Annotated in this window: 8 protein-coding genes; 4 read left to right on the top strand and 4 right to left on the bottom strand. The window is 67.9% G+C overall.

From position 1 onward, the window contains the following. Positions 1–2 precede the first annotated feature (2 nt). The 4 genes from P6F26_RS08145 (at position 3) to P6F26_RS08130 (ending at position 9915) form a co-directional block, all read left to right on the top strand. Complete coding sequence (locus P6F26_RS08145; protein ID WP_278028171.1) at positions 3–2810, top strand: methyl-accepting chemotaxis protein; 2808 nt, start codon at positions 3–5, stop codon at positions 2808–2810. Beyond that, positions 2807–4330, top strand: coding sequence for a chemotaxis protein CheW (locus P6F26_RS08140; protein WP_278028170.1), 1524 nt, complete (start codon positions 2807–2809; stop codon positions 4328–4330). The genes P6F26_RS08145 and P6F26_RS08140 overlap by 4 nt, the downstream gene beginning before the upstream one ends. A 111-nt stretch (positions 4331–4441) precedes the next feature. Continuing rightward, positions 4442–6157 carry a sensor domain-containing diguanylate cyclase gene (locus tag P6F26_RS08135; RefSeq protein ID WP_278028169.1) on the top strand — a complete coding sequence of 572 codons (1716 nt, stop codon included), beginning with the start codon at positions 4442–4444 and terminating at the stop codon, positions 6155–6157. 596 nt (positions 6158–6753) lie between these two features. Then, entirely contained in the window at positions 6754–9915 is a 3162-nt protein-coding gene (locus P6F26_RS08130) for a Hint domain-containing protein (protein WP_278028168.1), read from the top strand. 74 nt (positions 9916–9989) lie between these two features. Here the strand turns inward: P6F26_RS08130 and P6F26_RS08125 are convergent, their stop codons facing one another. From P6F26_RS08125 to P6F26_RS08110, 4 genes are all read right to left on the bottom strand, one after another. Next, complete coding sequence (locus P6F26_RS08125) at positions 9990–10586, bottom strand: nucleotidyltransferase family protein (protein WP_278028167.1); 597 nt, start codon at positions 10584–10586, stop codon at positions 9990–9992. After that, positions 10586–13000 carry a GcvT family protein gene (locus tag P6F26_RS08120; protein WP_278028166.1) on the bottom strand — a complete coding sequence of 805 codons (2415 nt, stop codon included), beginning with the start codon at positions 12998–13000 and terminating at the stop codon, positions 10586–10588. Before P6F26_RS08120 ends, P6F26_RS08125 begins: the two co-directional genes overlap by 1 nt. A gap of 123 nt (positions 13001–13123) precedes the next feature. Then, complete coding sequence (locus tag P6F26_RS08115; RefSeq protein WP_278028165.1) at positions 13124–14455, bottom strand: HlyC/CorC family transporter; 1332 nt, start codon at positions 14453–14455, stop codon at positions 13124–13126. Between the two features lie 61 nt (positions 14456–14516). After that, positions 14517–15461: a site-specific tyrosine recombinase XerD gene (locus tag P6F26_RS08110; RefSeq protein ID WP_278028164.1), complete on the bottom strand. Its 945-nt coding sequence runs from the start codon at positions 15459–15461 to the stop codon at positions 14517–14519. Between the last annotated feature and the right edge of the window lies 1 nt (position 15462).

Here is a 15462-nt window from a genome sequence, read left to right as displayed (position 1 = left end):
CCATGGCCAAGGCAGTGACAAACGTGACCCCTGACGCTTCCGGCCTCGCCGCGCTTCTGGGCGGGAAGCTTCTGGAAAACGGGCTGCTGCTGGAGTTTTCGGCCGAGACGGGGTGCCTGCTGTCCGCCAACGAGGCGGCGCTTTTCCTGCTGGAGCTGTCGCAGGACGGATTGTCGGATCACGGGTTCGAATCGCTTCTGAGCGGGGACGGCCTCGACGCCGGCGCGCTGTGGCAGGAGCTGGTGGCGGGCGCGCGGTCGTCCTTTCGCGGCGCGGCCGTGGGCGTGCTGTCGCAATCGAGCTTTCCCGTGGACATCCTTGCCGGGGTGGTGATGGAGGACGGCGGGGCGGCGCGCATCGCCGTCCATGGCCGACAGATCGACACCGCCGCAGCCGAGGCGGCGCCCGCGACCGGCCCGGCCGCGGCGCTCGCCGACTACGTTGGCCTGATCGAGTACGATCCGGACGGAAACATCCTGTCGTCCAACGACCGGGCGAACATGGCGTTGGAGTTCTACGGCGAGGAAATGGCCGGGCGCAGCCACGAATCGCTCTGGCCGGACAGCGAGACGACCAAGCCCGACTACGTCGAATTCTGGGAAAAGCTACGACAGGGAAGAATCGTGGAAGGGCGCCACCTGCACATCACCAACGAGGGCAACGGCCTTTGGCTGCAATCGACCTTCGTGCCGGTGAAGGATGGGGAGGGCATCCTGCGATCGGTCGTGCAATGCCTGATGGACGTGAACGAGGCCACAGAGGCCGCCATCGAGGCCGAGCGGTTCCATGCGGCGATCGCCGGCGGCGCGGTCATGGTGCAGTACGACCCGGACGGGCATGTCACCGATGCCAGCGATTCGTTCTGCAAGGTGCTCGGGCATGACCGGGGCAAGCTGATCGGCAAGCAGATTGAGAAACTGCTCGACAAGGAATTCGCCAGGGGGACCGAGTTCGGCGCTGCCTGGACGGCGGCGGGAGAGGGGCGGGCGGTCGAGATCGACCTGCATCACAGGACCGCGTCGGGCGACGGCGCGTGGATGCGGGCGGTACTGGTTCCGATCCTCGACGCGACAGGGAAGCTCGCGCGCCTCCTCGAGATCGCATCGGACATCCAGGCCATGAGAGAGCGGCTGGATTTCCTGGAAAGCCGCTATGCCGTGATCAGCGACGTCCTGTGCATGTTCGAGCTGTCCGCGGCGGGCACGATCCAGGCCGCCAACAAGCGTTTCTGCATCGAGACAGGAGGCTACGAGAACGACTATATCGGCAAGGATTACAAGATGTTCGTGCCAGAAGACATCCTCAAATCGCCTGAGCACCTCGAATTTTGGAACCGCGTCCGCGATGGCGAGCGCGTGTCAGGCGACTACCGGCGCCTGGCGGCCGACGGGAGCGAAATCTGGTTTCAGACAACCTATGCCCCGCTGAGGTCCACGGGTGACGAGCGGGCGCGAACGATCCTCTGTTTCGGCAGGAACGTGACACAGCACAAGGCCCACATCGCCGAGATCGAAGGCAAGGTTGGGGCCATCGAGGCCGCGATCGGTGTTGCCGAATACTCGCCTGACGGCGAATTTCTGCAGGCCAACCAGCGCTTCCTCAAATCGCTGCACCTGAAGTGGGAAGACGTGAAGGGCAAGCCGCAATCCATGCTGAGCGGAGAGAGTGCGCAGGACAGCGACGCCTACCGCACGATGTGGCAGCGTCTTCGCGAGGGACAGTCGCTGGATCGGCAGCATCACCGAAGGGGCGGCGGAAATTCCGACGTCTGGCACGCGTCGTTCTACGCGCCGATCCGGAACCATTCGGGGGACTGCGTCCGCGTGATGGAGTTCGCACGCGACACGACCGCCGAAAAGCTCGAGCGCGTCGCGCTGGAGGGAAGATGGGCAAGCGCACAGGACGCGTTCGCCATCGTCGAGTTCGACCCGACCGGCAAGATCACGGGCGCGAACGACGCCTTCCTGCGCCTCGCCGGCTATTCGCGGCGCGAGGTGATCGAGCAGCATCACAGCATCTTCTTCAGCACCGACGTCGTCCAGTCTCAGGACTATCGCGACTTGTGGCTGTCGCTCGCACGCGGCGAGACGCGCCAGGGCTGCTACCATTTCAAGGGCCGCTTCGACCGGGACATGCATCTTCACGTCCACTACATCCCCGGCAGAAACGCGCTGGGAGAGATCGACAAGGTCCTCATGTTCGGCATCGACGAGACCGCTTACGTCAAGCTCCGGTCCGATCTTCACGCCGGCGCCGAAAGCATTCTCGACGAAATGCAGGCCATCGTCAGCGCGCAGGGTTCGAACCGGTCCGATATCGACGACGTGTCCTCCAAGATCGAAAGCTCCCGCACCACGATCCTCGCCAGCGAGGCGACGCTGCGCGGCGGTCTGGAGCAATTGCGCAGCGTCAAGGACGCCGTGAACGTCATCTCGGAATCGATCAACACCGTGAACGAGATCGCGACGCAGACCAACCTGCTCGCGTTCAACGCCGCCATCGAAGCCGCACGCGTTGGCGAGAATGGCGAGGGGTTCTCCATCGTAGCCGACGAGGTTCGCCGCCTCGCGGAGCGGAACTCGGCCGCGGCGCGCGAAATCTCGACGCAGGTGCAGGTCGTGGCCGAGCGGATGGCGGCGGGGGGCGACACCACCGAGGACGCGATCCGCAGGATGAAGGAAAGCGCCGAGAGACTGTCCGAGAGCGCGCCGCACATCGAAAAGCTGCTCGAGAGATCCGAGACGCAACGCGATACGGTCACCTCCGTCTCGGACATCCTGTCGGAACTGAAGAAGGGCGCGAGCGCTTGACGGGGTCCGGGTCGAGGCCGGACGCGGTCCCGCGGTTCCGCACGATCGGACTGCTCCAGGTCGGCGACGATCTGGTCGGCGTGCCCTCCGATGCACTTCTGGAGGTCACCCTGATCCGCCGGCTTGACCGGATACTCTCGCCCGAGCCGGCGGTCATCGGTGCCCTCACCTTGCGCGGCACCCTCGTGCCGGTCTGCGACCCGTTCGTTCTCTGCGAGCTCGGAGCACAAGGCGCAGGCAGGCCGATCGCCGCGATCGTCACCGACGGGAAGGGCATGATCGCGCTCGGTGTGGACGGGATTTCAGGCCTCCGCCGCTGCGAAGAGGGAAACGTCCAGCGGCTTCACGGAGCGGAAATGCAAGGCGTTCTCGATGGCCAGGCCATTCTGGATGGCCAGATCGTTCACCTCCTCGACATCGAGCGTATCTTTGCAAACGCACGCTTGCCACGCGCCGAAAGGAAGCTTCGCCGTGTCGCATCGACCGGCAACGGCGATGGCCTGAAGCACCTCACCTTCCGGTCGGGCGGCGTCCTGTACGCGCTTTCGGCGGAGCACATCTTCGGAACCGTGCCGCGCCAGGACATCGAGGAGCGATGGCTCGGCGAGCGGCTCGTCTCGGGCTGCATTCGCTTCCATGGACGCCGCATTCCCGTGATCGAGCCACATGAACTCTTCGGCCTGGGCACTCCACGGGCGGCCGAAAGACCGGAGTTCGTGGTGATCCGAATGCCGGGAGAAAGGGTATTGGCGCTTGCCGTCGACGAGGTCTGCAGCATTCAGCATGTCGGCCGCGCGACCAGGACCGGCCGGGAAGGCGGAATGGGAACGCGGTCGGATCTTCTGCGGGGAACACATGACGACGGCGGGAGCGTCGTGTTCCTTCTCGACGCCGCGCGGATCCTCGCGAACGCGACGCTCCTGAACATATCCGAGTTGTCCGATCGCTCGCCTGTCCCGATCGATGACGGGGTCCTCGGGCGCGGCGCAGGCCCGGGGGCGGTCGCGCCGTCCGAGCAGGGGATCATACGCGAAAGGGTGCGAAGTCTCGTTTTCGTGGCGGGGCAGAGGTTTGCGGCCCCGATCACGCAGGTTGCCCGAATTCTCGAGATGCCCGAACGCCTCACGTCGTGCGAGACCGATATTGCGGGGCTTCTGGGGCTGTTTCTCGTTGGGGGACAGCCGGCGCCGCTGGTCGATCTTGCGGGCCATCTCGGCCTACCGCCCTCGCGCCGGCCGGTAGAACGCCGGGTCCTGCTGATCGGGCCTCCGCAGGCGCGGATCGGGATCGTCGTTGAGGGCATCGACGGCATCGCCGACAGCGACTGGCGCTCCCGTCCGGAGGCGCGGATGCCGGGCGGCCACGACATGGTGCAGCTGCGCCGCAGGGGCGAGGTCGAGGTGCTGGATCGTCTCGACCTCGACGCAGTGGCTGATGGCGTCCGCGCTGCGTGGCTTGGCGCGGTCCCGGAGGCCGGCGAACGCGAGACGGCAGACGCGGAGCGCTTGGAGCCTGTCTGACCATGAAGGGAGGGTCGCGCGGACTGCGTACATGGGCTGCGGCCGGCGTGCGAACCCAATCTTAAGACATTCGTGCGAGACTGCGACAGCGGGGGCTGGAACTGGTGAGAAATGATCGAACGATACGCGCGGCTCGCGTCCGCCCTGGCGCTATGCGCAATCACTTATGTGGGCTTCCTTCTCTACGAGAAACAGCTCGCCTGGACGATCGAGCGCAAGGCCGAAGTGAACGCCACCGCTTGGCTGGAGTATTTCTCGACCATCGTTCCCGACTTAGACCATCTCCTCCAGACCGGCGAGGTCACGCCTGAGCAGCACGGCGCGTTGCGCGCTGCAAAGGCCGCGCTCGACGTATTCCGCTTCAAACTGTTCAATGGCGCGGGCGAGCTGACCTTCCTGTCAGACCGGATCGACGGTGTGGCCCACGAAGGCGAGGAGCTGTTCCAGCATAACACGGAGGCCGCGACGGTGCTTCGCGCGGGCAGGGCGTTCGTGAACGTCCTCGACGGCTCCTCCGAGCCCGGCCGCCCCGCGACCTACGCGGAAGTCTATCTGCCCGTTCTCATCCCGGGCGGGCCGGCGGGCGTCGTCGAGGTCTATGTCGACATGAACGAAGCACGCGCGGTGACGGAGGCGGCTTTCGCCAGGTTCTCGATCCTGTTCGGCGGCCTTGCGCTCGTCGCTCTGGCCATCCCCACTCTCCATTGGTGCCTGGCGTGGCGCGAGACGGGCCGCAAGAACGCGATCCTGGAGGAGACGGCCAGGACCGAGGCCCGGCTCTCGCGCGAGGTGCGGCTGATGGGCGAGTTGAACGGCTGGTTGCAATCGAGCCGCTCGCAGACGGAGCTCTTCGAGCTGGTCGTCGGGTTCCTGACCGGTCTTCTGCCTGCCTGCGAGGGCGAGATCTACATCTACGCCAATTCGCGCGACGTGCTGGACGGCAGCGCGGGCTGGGCCGGCGGCGAACCGCACGGGCACATTCACCCCGAGGATTGCTGGAGCCTTCGGCGCGGCAGGACCTACGCCTTCGGCGATGACGAGATCGCGTTTCCCTGCGCCCACGTCCGGCACGAGGACGTCCGCCCCTACTACTGCCTTCCCCTGCTTGCCCATGGCGAGACGATCGGCCTGCTGCACCTGAGGCGGCGAAAGGACGCGGAGCCGGGACAGTTCCGCGCGTCGCGGCGGCTTGCGCAACTCTGCGCCGAACAGATCTCGATGGCGCTCGCCAACGTGCGGATGCGGGACGAACTCCAGGACCAGTCGATCCGGGACGTGCTGACGGGGCTGTTCAACCGCCGACACCTGACCGACGCCCTTCGCAGCCACATGGCTCGCGCCGCGCGCGAGGGCGGCTCGGTCGCGGTCCTGTCGATCGACGTCGACCATTTCAAGAAGTTCAACGACAATTATGGCCATGATGCGGGCGACATGGTCCTGCGCGCGGTCGGCGCAGTGCTCGATCGGGCCGTGGATGGCGACGAGTTGGCCGCGAGGCCCGGCGGGGAGGAATTCATGGTCGTGCTCCCGCGGAGCGACGTCGCAGAGGCGCTACACCGCGCCGAAAGCATCCGCGAACGCATCCAGCAACTCTCCGTCCGCTATGGCGACAGGACGCTTCCCAGCATCACCGTTTCGATCGGCATCGCCCTGTCCCCGGCGGATGGAACGATGCCGCAGGACCTGATGAGAGCGGCCGACGGCGCGCTTTATGCCGCCAAGGAGGATGGCCGCAACCGGGCGGTTCTGACCACGCTGATGAGCGCTGGCGGCGGGGACCGTGTGACCGGACCTGCCGAGCCGGCGGTGCTGCGCAGCGCGGGCTGAATGCGCGGCGGCGGTCTTGCCGCTCGACCGTTGTCCGCGATCCTGACACAAAGTGTTTCTCTGAACCGATCGGTGATTGTAGCGAATCGAGAAACGCCCGCTAGGGGCGGGCGCCCGCTTGTCCATGTTTTCCACGTCGATATGTCCTGACGCACGCCCTTCGGGCACCGTCCCATGGCAAGCCCACGGAAAATGGAAACAATCCCCCGCCAGATCGCCCTGCTGCCGGCGCGATCGCCTCGTCCAGCTGCCGCACTTTTGCCATGTTTGAGCAGAAATTCCTTTCTTACGCCCACTTTTTGCCGCTATTCGTTAACGGCCCAGACTGGGGGGCGATGTCTGCAAGTGGCCGCGGGGAGGCTGCGCAGGACGCGCATCGACAGATGCGGGAGACGAGTGCCATGCATCGCGGCAGCCCGAACCCGGGCAGCTTCGAGAAGAGACGCCGCGAAGGTCCGCTGCATCCCGGCGTCGCTTCGGTCCACGATCCCCTCGACTGCGCGCCTTTGCCCGGCGCGGCTGCGCCCGGACATCCATTTTAGAACGCGCGCCGCATCTGCGCCCCGAATTTTGCGCTCGGCGAAGGGAGATTTTCGATGTCCGATTACGACGATCCGGTGAATGCCGCGCATCTGGTGGGCCTCTGGGACTTCCGCGACGGCGCGCCGGCGGCGGATGGCGGGCTGGCCGACGGCGTTGAGCAGGACGGAACCTTCTTCGCGGACGCGACGGCGGCGGGGGGCGCGCTCCTGCTCGACGGCAAGGGGGACCGGTTCGACGTGGCGGGCGGGGGAACGGCTTTCGATCTTCGCCAGGGCACGATCGCGGTGCGGTTCGTGCAGGACGAAGCCGCAAAAGGCCTGAACCACACGATCCTGAACCGTGGAGAATTCGACGATGCCGCCAGCGAGGGTCATTTCGCGATCGAGGTGACGCGCGAGGGCGCCGTCGTCCTGCGCCACGCGATACAAGGCGGCCCACAGTCGATCCTCACCAGCGCGCCCGGGCTGATCGCGTCGGGCGACGCGGTCACGGTGATCTACGGGTGGAACGAGGCCACGGGCGCCAGCCTCATCGTCGACAACGAGACGACCGGCGCGACGCAGACGCTCGAAACCGCGGTGACGGGCCTGACGCTGGCGGTCGGCGACGGCGACGCCGAAAGCTTCACCTTCGGCGCCCGCGAGCAGGACGACGGCCAGTTTTCGAACCATTTCGACGGTTCGATCGACTACGTCGCGATCTACGACAAGGACATCTCGAACGGCGATTTCGTCGTTGAGGGCACGTCCGGCCCGGATCTTATCGACACGGCCTACACCGGCGATCCCGAGGGCGACCTGATCGACGCCGGCGACAACGAGGCCGGCACGGATGCGGACGTGGTGGATGCCCGCGCGGGCGACGACACGATCGCGGCGGGCGAGGGCGACGATACGGTCTATGCCGGGGCGGGCAACGACGAGGTGCGCGGCGAGGCGGGCGACGACGTCCTTTACGGCGACGCGAGCCTCGGCACCGCGACCCTGCGCGAAAGCTTCGAATGGGACCTCGCCCCCGACCCGGACGATGGCGGCGCGATCGACGACGGCGACGCGATCACGGGGTTCACGCAGAACACGGGCTCGGTCGACGTGACCTTTTCGGTGCTGACGCCGAACACCGCCGTGCTCAACGAATACCAGGAGACCGAACAGCTCACGGACGGGATCAACACGGGCGGCGAGACGATCGATCCGGACTCGAGCCTTTCCTCGGACATCCGTGCGGACGGCAACGGCGAGGCCTACCAGCTCGCGTTCTCGGAGGCGGTGCGGAACGTCCAGTTCCGGATCAACGACATCGATCTCGACAGCGTCGTGTCCATCCAGGCCTTCGATGCGCAGGGCCAGCCGATAGAGGTCGTGCTGTCGCCCGGCGCCAATCTCGAGGCGCTCGATACCGACGGCGTGGCCGGGATCGACACGGTCCGCTCCACCGGTCTGCCCGGCGCGGACGACGACCCGGCGAATTCGGTCCTCGTCTCCGTCGCGGGGCCCGTGGCCAGCATCGTCATCACCCATTCCGCTGACGCGGGGGGCACCGGGTTCACGCCCTCGGGCGTCAACGTCACCGACGTCTATTTCGATGTCGTCACCGAGGCGCCGGTGCCGTCGCCGGCGGGTGACGACACGCTCGACGGTGGCTCGGGCGACGACCTCCTCCTTGGCGAGGACGGGCGCGATTCGCTCATCGGGGGCGAGGGCGACGACACGCTGGACGGCGGCGCGGGGCGCGACACGCTCGACGGTGGCATCGGCAACGACTTGATCACCGACCTCGAGGGCGACAACGTCGTGAACGGTGGCCTCGAGGGCCTGCCGGACCGCGGATTTCCCTTCATCGGCAATGCCGACCCGGACCCGTTCGACGACCGGGACACCGTCACGACCGGCGCGGGCGACGACCTGATCTCGACGGGCGACGACGCGGACGTGATCGTGTCGGGCGCTGGCGACGACACGATCGACGGCGGCTTCGACGACGACGTGATCGACGCGGGCGAGGGCGCGGATCAGATCGTGTCGGGCGAAGGCTCGGACACGGTCATTGCGGGCGACGGCGACGACACGGTCTATGGCGGCCTCGGTCCCGGCGTGGGCGACCTTGCCAACCTGATCGACGAGAATGTCGCGCCCTCGCGGAACGATCCGATCCCGGACAACGGCCGTGATCTCATCGATGCGGGCGCGGGCAACGACCTGGTCTTCGGGCAGGACGACAGGGACACGATCCTGGGCGGCGAGGGCGACGATACCCTCGACGGCGGGATCGACGACGACCTGATCGAGGGTGGCGACGGCAACGACCTTCTGATCGGCGGACAGGGCGCGGACACGCTGACGGGCGGCTTCGGCAACGACACGTTCGAGGCAGGCACCTTCACAGACCCGATTTTTGGCGACGAGTACGTCGAGGGGATCGGCGACAGCGTGACGGGCGGCGAGGATCCCGACGACGGGGACATCGACGTGCTCGACCTCAGCGGATCCGGCCCGCTGAAGATCATCTACGACGACGCGATCGACCCGGGCGGCGAGACCGGGGAAAGCGGCAAGGTGATCTTCTACAAGGATGCCGCCAAGACCGAGGCTGTGGGCGAGCTTGTCTTCAAGGAGATCGAGAACGTCATCCCATGCTTCACGCCGGGCGCCCTGATCGCCACGCCGAACGGCAAGGTGCCTGTCGAGACCCTGCGCGAGGGCGACAGGATCCTGACGCGCGACAACGGCTTTCAGGAAATCCGCTGGGTCGGCTCGCGCACGCTGAGCCGTCAGGAGTTGCAGCGCGCGCCGAACCTCAAGCCGGTGCTGATCCGGGCCGGAAGCCTTGGCGGCGGCCTGCCCGAGCGGGACATGCTTGTCAGCCCGCAGCACCGGGTGCTGGTCTTCGGCGGGGCCACGCAGCTCTATTTCGCGGAAAGCGAGGTGCTCGTCGCGGCCAAGCACCTTGTGGGCAAGCCCGGCGTCGAAAGTGCCGATCCGTCCGGCGCCACCTATGTCCACTTCATGTTCGACCGCCACGAGGTCGTCCTGTCCGACGGCTGCTGGACCGAAAGCTTCCAGCCGGGTGACATGACGCTGGGCGCGATGGGAGAGGCGCAGCGCGACGAGATCCTCTCGATCTTCCCGGAGCTGGGGACGGGCGCGGGGCAGATCGGGTACGGCGCGGCGCGCCGTGCGCTCCGGTCGCATGAGGCACGACTTCTGCAGCTCTGATGCCCCCAAGGCGTCAGGACAGGGTGGCGGGCGGTTCCGGTCGGGACCGCCCGTCCTCTTTCAGGGGGGCTTCTTCAGGTGCGCGTGCCCGCGCGCCATGCGGCCCAGTCCTCGGGGGTGTCGAGGTCGGTCAGCGCGCGGCGTCCCTTCAGTGGCACCAGGTGGACGCGGCCGGAATGACGCCGCAGCACGTCGCGCGCGCCGGTATCTCCGGTCAGCGCCTGCAACTCGCCCAGCAGGTCGGCCGGGAACAGAACCGGGTGGCCCGGCGTGCCGTCCTGCGCGGCGGCGCGCAGGATCGCGCGGGGGGCCTGCCGCGACAGCGCGATCAGAAGGTGCAGGTCCGATGCGGTCACGTCGGGCATGTCGGCAAGGACGACGAGCACCGCGTCCGTCAGGCCGGTCACGCCCGCGACGATCGACGCCGCCATGCCCGCCCCCTCGGGGGCATCCACCACCTCGACCTCGAGTGGGGCGAGAAGCGCGCGCCGCGCGTCCTGTCCAGGCCCCAGCACGACGCGCGTGGCGCCGGCGCGCAGGCATCTGCGGGCCATGACCTCCAGAAGCGGGCGCTCGCCGAAGGCCGCCGGGACCGGCTCCAGCAGTTTGTCGGCGCCGCGCATCCGCGTCGCGCGTCCCGCCGCCAGCAGAAGGAATGAGGGATCGGCCATCAGCCCCGCATCCGCGCGCCGTCGGGATCGAAGAGCGGCGTGGCGACCATCCGCGCGGGGTGCATCCGGCCAAGGATCTCGATTTGCACCTCGCGACCCTCCTCGATCAAGTCCACGGGAAGGAAGCCGAGCGCCACGGAGACGCCGGCATGGTGCGAGTAGCCGCCCGAGGTGCAAAACCCCACGACCTCGCCGCAATGCCAGATTGGCTCGTAGGCCACGACATCGGCATCGTCGGCATCGACGGTGAAGGCGCAGAGGCGGCGCGACGGGCCGACTGCACGCTCGGCCTCGGCGGCGTCGCGCCCGATGAAGGGGGCGGACTTGCGCCAGTCCACGAAGCGGTCGAGACCGGTCTCTCCGACGGTGTAATCGGGCGAATACTCGCGCATCCACGCACCGAAAAAGCGGTCGAGCCGCAGGCTCATCATGGCGCGCATGCCGAAGGGGCGAAGGCCGTAAGCCTGTCCGGCATCCCACAGCACCGACCAGAGCGCGCGTTGCTCCATCGCATCGACGTAGATCTCGTAGCCGAGATCGCCGGTATAGCTGACGCGCTGCACCAGCGCGCCGGACAGGCCGATGGTCATGCGCTTCGCGTCGAGGAAGCGGAAGGCGGCGGGGCCGACATCCGTACGGGTCACATCTTGTAGAAGATCTCTCGCGCGCGGTCCGGCGATCTGGAAGCCGGTGACGCGGTCGGACAGGTTCTCGACGGTCACGTCGCCGTCGAGGTGCCGCTCGAACCAGCGCATGTGGAAATCCTGCGCGCCGTAGCTCGCGGTCAGGCGGAAGTCCCCGGGCCCGAGGCAGCTGATGGTGAAGTCGCCCATGATCCGCCCCGAGGGCGCAAGCATCGGCGACAGCGCGATGCGCCCTGCTTCGGGCACGCGCCCGGCCATGATCCGGTCGAGCCACGCGCGCGCGCCCGCGCCCCGCACGGCGTATTTGCCGAAGTTCTGGACTTCGTTGATGCCGACGCCGTCGCGAACCGCCCGCACCTCGCGCGCGGTCGGCCCGAAGGCGTTCGACCGGCGGAACGAGGGCGTCTCGTGGCGCGGCTCGCCTGGTTCGGCGAAGTAGTTGGCCACCTCCAGCCCGTATTGCTGGCCCCAGACCGCGCCCATGGCGTCGAGCACGTCGTGGATCGGCGAGGTACGGAAGGGGCGGGCGGCCGGCAATTCCTCGTTGGGGTAGGAGACGGAAAAGCGCGTCCGGTAGTTCTCGATCACCTTTGGCAGCGTGTAGCCGGGCGTGAGGAAACGGCCGAAGCGGGCCACGTCCATCGCGAAGACGTCGCGCTCGGGCTCGCCCTCGACCATCCACTGCGCGAGGCTGAGGCCCACGCCGCCGCCCTGGCTGAAGCCCGCCATCACGCCGCAGGCGGACCAGTAGTTGCGCAGGCCCGGCACGGGGCCGACCAGCGGATTGCCGTCCGGGGCGAAGGTGAAGGGGCCGTGGATGACGGACTTGACGCCCGCCCGCTCCAGCACCGGAAAGCGGCGGTAGGCGAAAGCGATGCTGTCCTCGATCTTGTCGAAGTCGTCGGGCAGAAGCTCGTGCCCGAAATCCCACGGCGTGCCGTCCACGGCCCAGGGGCGGCAGGTCTGCTCGTAGAAGCCGATGCACAGGCCGCGTCCCTCCTGGCGCAGGTAACTTTCGCCGGCGGGATCCATGACGTGGGGGTGTTCGCGGTCACGCTCGTAAATCTCGGGGATATCGTCGGTCACGACATACTGGTGCTCCATCGGGTGAAGCGGCAGGGCGAGGCCGGCCATGTGGCCGACTTCGCGCGCCCAGAGGCCGGCGGCGTTCACGACATGCTCTGCGTGGATCGTGCCCTTGTCGGTGACGACGTCCCATGTGCCGTCAGGGCGGGGGTTGGTCTCGAGGACCCTTGTGTGAAGCACGATCTCCGCGCCGCCCATGCGCGCGGCTTTTGCGTAGGCGTGCGTCGTGCCCGAGGGGTCGAGATGCCCGTCGAGCGGATCGTAGAGGCCGCCGAGGATGCCCTCGACATTGGTGACGGGGGCGACCTTCGCGATCTCCTCTGGGCCGATGATCTCGGTCTCGAGACCCATGAACCGATGCTTCGCGCGCTCGGCCTTCAGCATGTCGAGCCGCTCGGGCGTATCGGCCAGCGTCACGCCGCCCACGTGGTGCAGGCCGCAGGACATGCCGGTGAGCTCCTCGAGCTCGCGGTAGAGGCGGATCGTGTAGCCTTGCAGCGCGGCCATGTTGGTGTCGCCGTTGAGCGTGTGGAACCCGCCCGCGGCGTGCCAGGTGGAGCCCGAGGTCAGCTCGGAGCGTTCCAGCAGGATCACTTCGGACCAGCCGAGCTTCGTGAGGTGGTAGGCCACCGAGCAGCCGACGACGCCGCCTCCGATGATGCAGACGCGGGTGCTGGTTTTCATGGACGGGCCTCCTTGTGTCCCGGGCATGAAACGGACCGGGCAGCCGGGCGGCATGTCAGAAAGCGACATCGGGTGACGCGGCAGGGCCCCGGCGCGGGGTAAGCGCCCGCGACCCCGCGCGCCTCAGAGCTTGCGGATCTTCAGTCGCGTCAGTCGGTTCTTGTCGCGCTCGGCCACCTCGAAGCGGACGCCGTGGAACGAGAAGGTCTGTCCCTCGACCGGGATCGTCTGCGCCTCGTGGATGACGAGGCCCGCCAGCGTGTTCGCCTCCTCGTCGGGCAGCGTCCAGTCGGTCGCGCGGTTGAAGTCGCGGATCGTCATGGCGCCGTCCACCACGTAGTTGCCCTGCGCGTCCGGGGTCAGGGTGGGGGCGTCGGCGACGTCGAATTCGTCGGTGATCTCGCCCACGATCTCCTCGAGGATGTCCTCGAGCGTGATCAGGCCGCGCAGCGCGCCGTATTCGTCCACGACGAGGGCGAAATGCGTGTGGCGGCGCAGGAACTGCCGCATCTGGTCGTCGAGCGTCGTCGTCTCGGGCACGAAGTAGGGCTTCATCGCCACGTCGGTGATGCGGAAGGCGGACAGGCCCGGCGCATCTCCGCCGCGCGTCATGCGGTCGATGGCGCGTAGCAGGTCCTTGGCGTGGACGACGCCGACGATGTTCTCGGTCTCGCCTCGGAAGACGGGCAGGCGCGTGTGCGGGCTTTGCAGGGCCTGGCTCAGGATCTCCTCGGTGGGCGCGTCGGCGTCGATCATCTCGATGCCCGAGCGGTGCAGCATGATCTCCTCCACGGTGCGTTCGTGCAGGTCGAGCGCGCCCAGAAGGCGGTCGCGGTGCTCCTTCTCGACGACGCCCTCGGAATGGCCGAGCGACAGGGCGCCGATGATCTCCTCCTGGACCGACAGCATGTTGGCGCCAGCCTCGATCCGCACCCCGAACAGGCGCAGGACGGCGCGAACGATGATGCGCACGACGGTGACGACGGGGGCGAGCACCGAGATCACGGCGCCGACCGGACCGGCGGCGCGCGACGCGGTCTTCTCGGGGTCGTTGATCGCGTAGGTCTTGGGCAGCACCTCCGAGAAGATCAGGACGAGCGCGGTCATCACCAGCGTCGCGACGGCCACGCCGCTTTCGCCCAGGAGCGTGGTGAAGAGCGCCGTGGCGAGCGAGGTCGCGAGGATATTGACGAGGTTGTTGCCAAGAAGGATGCCGCCGATCAGACGTTCGTTGTCCTCCTTCAGGCGCAAGGCGCGTTCGGCGCCCTTCGAGCCCGCCTCGGCCCGGTCCGCGATGGAGCGCAGCTTGCCGCGAGAGGCCGCGGTCAGCGCCGTCTCCGAGCCAGAGAAGAAGCCCGAGCACAGCAGCAGGAACAGGATCACCGCGGCGGTGATCCATGTCGTCGGTTCGGATAGTCCGGCGACGAGGCCGGACGTTTCGGGAATGATTTCCATGGGCAGCGTTATGGGGGTGAGAAAAGGGCCGGGCAAGCCCCGCGTGGCGTCGCGCGGCCGCTCAGCCGGGATTGCGCGCGAGGGGGTGGTTGTCCAGAACGAGGTCGCGCAACCGCGCGTCGAGGATGTGGGTGTAGATCTCGGTCGTGGCGATGTCGGCATGGCCGAGAAGCGTCTGGATCGCGCGCAGGTCGGCGCCGTTCTGCAGCAGGTGCGTCGCGAAGGCGTGGCGCAGGGTGTGCGGCGTGACGCGGGCGGGATCGATGCCGGCGGCGGCCGAAACCTCCTTGACGAGCGTGAAGAAGCGCACGCGCGTCATGTGGCCCGCGCGCCCGCGCGAAGGAAACAGATACGGCGAGGCGGTGGCGCCCTTCTCGCGGCGCGCGAGGTCCTCCTCGGCGTCGCGCCGTTCGAGCCATACGCGCGCGGCGTCCCGCGCGGGCGGCGACAGGGGCACCATGCGCTCCTTGCCGCCCTTGCCCCGCACCAGCAGCATCCGCGGATCACCGCGAAGGGCCGCGGCCGGAAGCGCCACGAGTTCGCTGACCCTGAGCCCCGTCGCGTAGAGAACCTCGAAGAGGCAGGCGTTGCGCAGGCGCTCGGCCTCGCCCCGGCCGCTGCGCCGAGCGGCCTCGAGCAGGCGGTCGACCTCGTCCACGCCAAGGACGGAGGGCAGGGTGCGCGCCTTCGCGGGCCCCCTGATCTGCAGGCAGGGATTGTCCGCGCGCCACCCCTCGTCATGCGCGAAGCGGTAGAGCTGCCGCAGCGAGGACAGCCTGCGCGCACGCGTCGCGGCCGAAAGCCCCTCGGCCTCCAGGGCGGTCACGTAATCCTCGAGCGCCGCGCGCCCGGCGGTGGCGAAGGACGCGCCGCGCCGCGCGAGCCAGCCCATCGCGTCCTTCAGGTCGCGCCCATAGGCGAGCAGCGTGTTGCGCGCGGCGCCCTGCTCGGCGGCGTGGGCGTCGAGGAAGGCCGCGATCCAGTCGGTATCGTCGCGGGGCGCCATC

Source organism: Roseicyclus salinarum (genome assembly GCF_029624655.1).
Lineage (GTDB): Bacteria > Pseudomonadota > Alphaproteobacteria > Rhodobacterales > Rhodobacteraceae > Roseibacterium > Roseibacterium salinarum.
The sequence above is the reverse complement of the archived record's forward strand: the minus strand, read 5'-3'. Positions and strand labels throughout refer to the sequence as shown.

What these genes read in the sequence shown, in the direction of transcription:
- P6F26_RS08145 (WP_278028171.1), top strand. Translation starts at nt 3, where the DNA reads ATGGCCAAGGCAGTGACAAACGTGACCCCTGACGCTTCCGGCCTCGCC.
- P6F26_RS08130 (WP_278028168.1), top strand. Translation starts at nt 6,754, where the DNA reads ATGTCCGATTACGACGATCCGGTGAATGCCGCGCATCTGGTGGGCCTC.
- P6F26_RS08120 (WP_278028166.1), bottom strand. Translation starts at nt 13,000, where the DNA reads ATGAAAACCAGCACCCGCGTCTGCATCATCGGAGGCGGCGTCGTCGGC.
- P6F26_RS08125 (WP_278028167.1), bottom strand. Translation starts at nt 10,586, where the DNA reads ATGGCCGATCCCTCATTCCTTCTGCTGGCGGCGGGACGCGCGACGCGG.
- P6F26_RS08110 (WP_278028164.1), bottom strand. Translation starts at nt 15,461, where the DNA reads ATGGCGCCCCGCGACGATACCGACTGGATCGCGGCCTTCCTCGACGCC.
- P6F26_RS08115 (WP_278028165.1), bottom strand. Translation starts at nt 14,455, where the DNA reads ATGGAAATCATTCCCGAAACGTCCGGCCTCGTCGCCGGACTATCCGAA.
- P6F26_RS08135 (WP_278028169.1), top strand. Translation starts at nt 4,442, where the DNA reads ATGATCGAACGATACGCGCGGCTCGCGTCCGCCCTGGCGCTATGCGCA.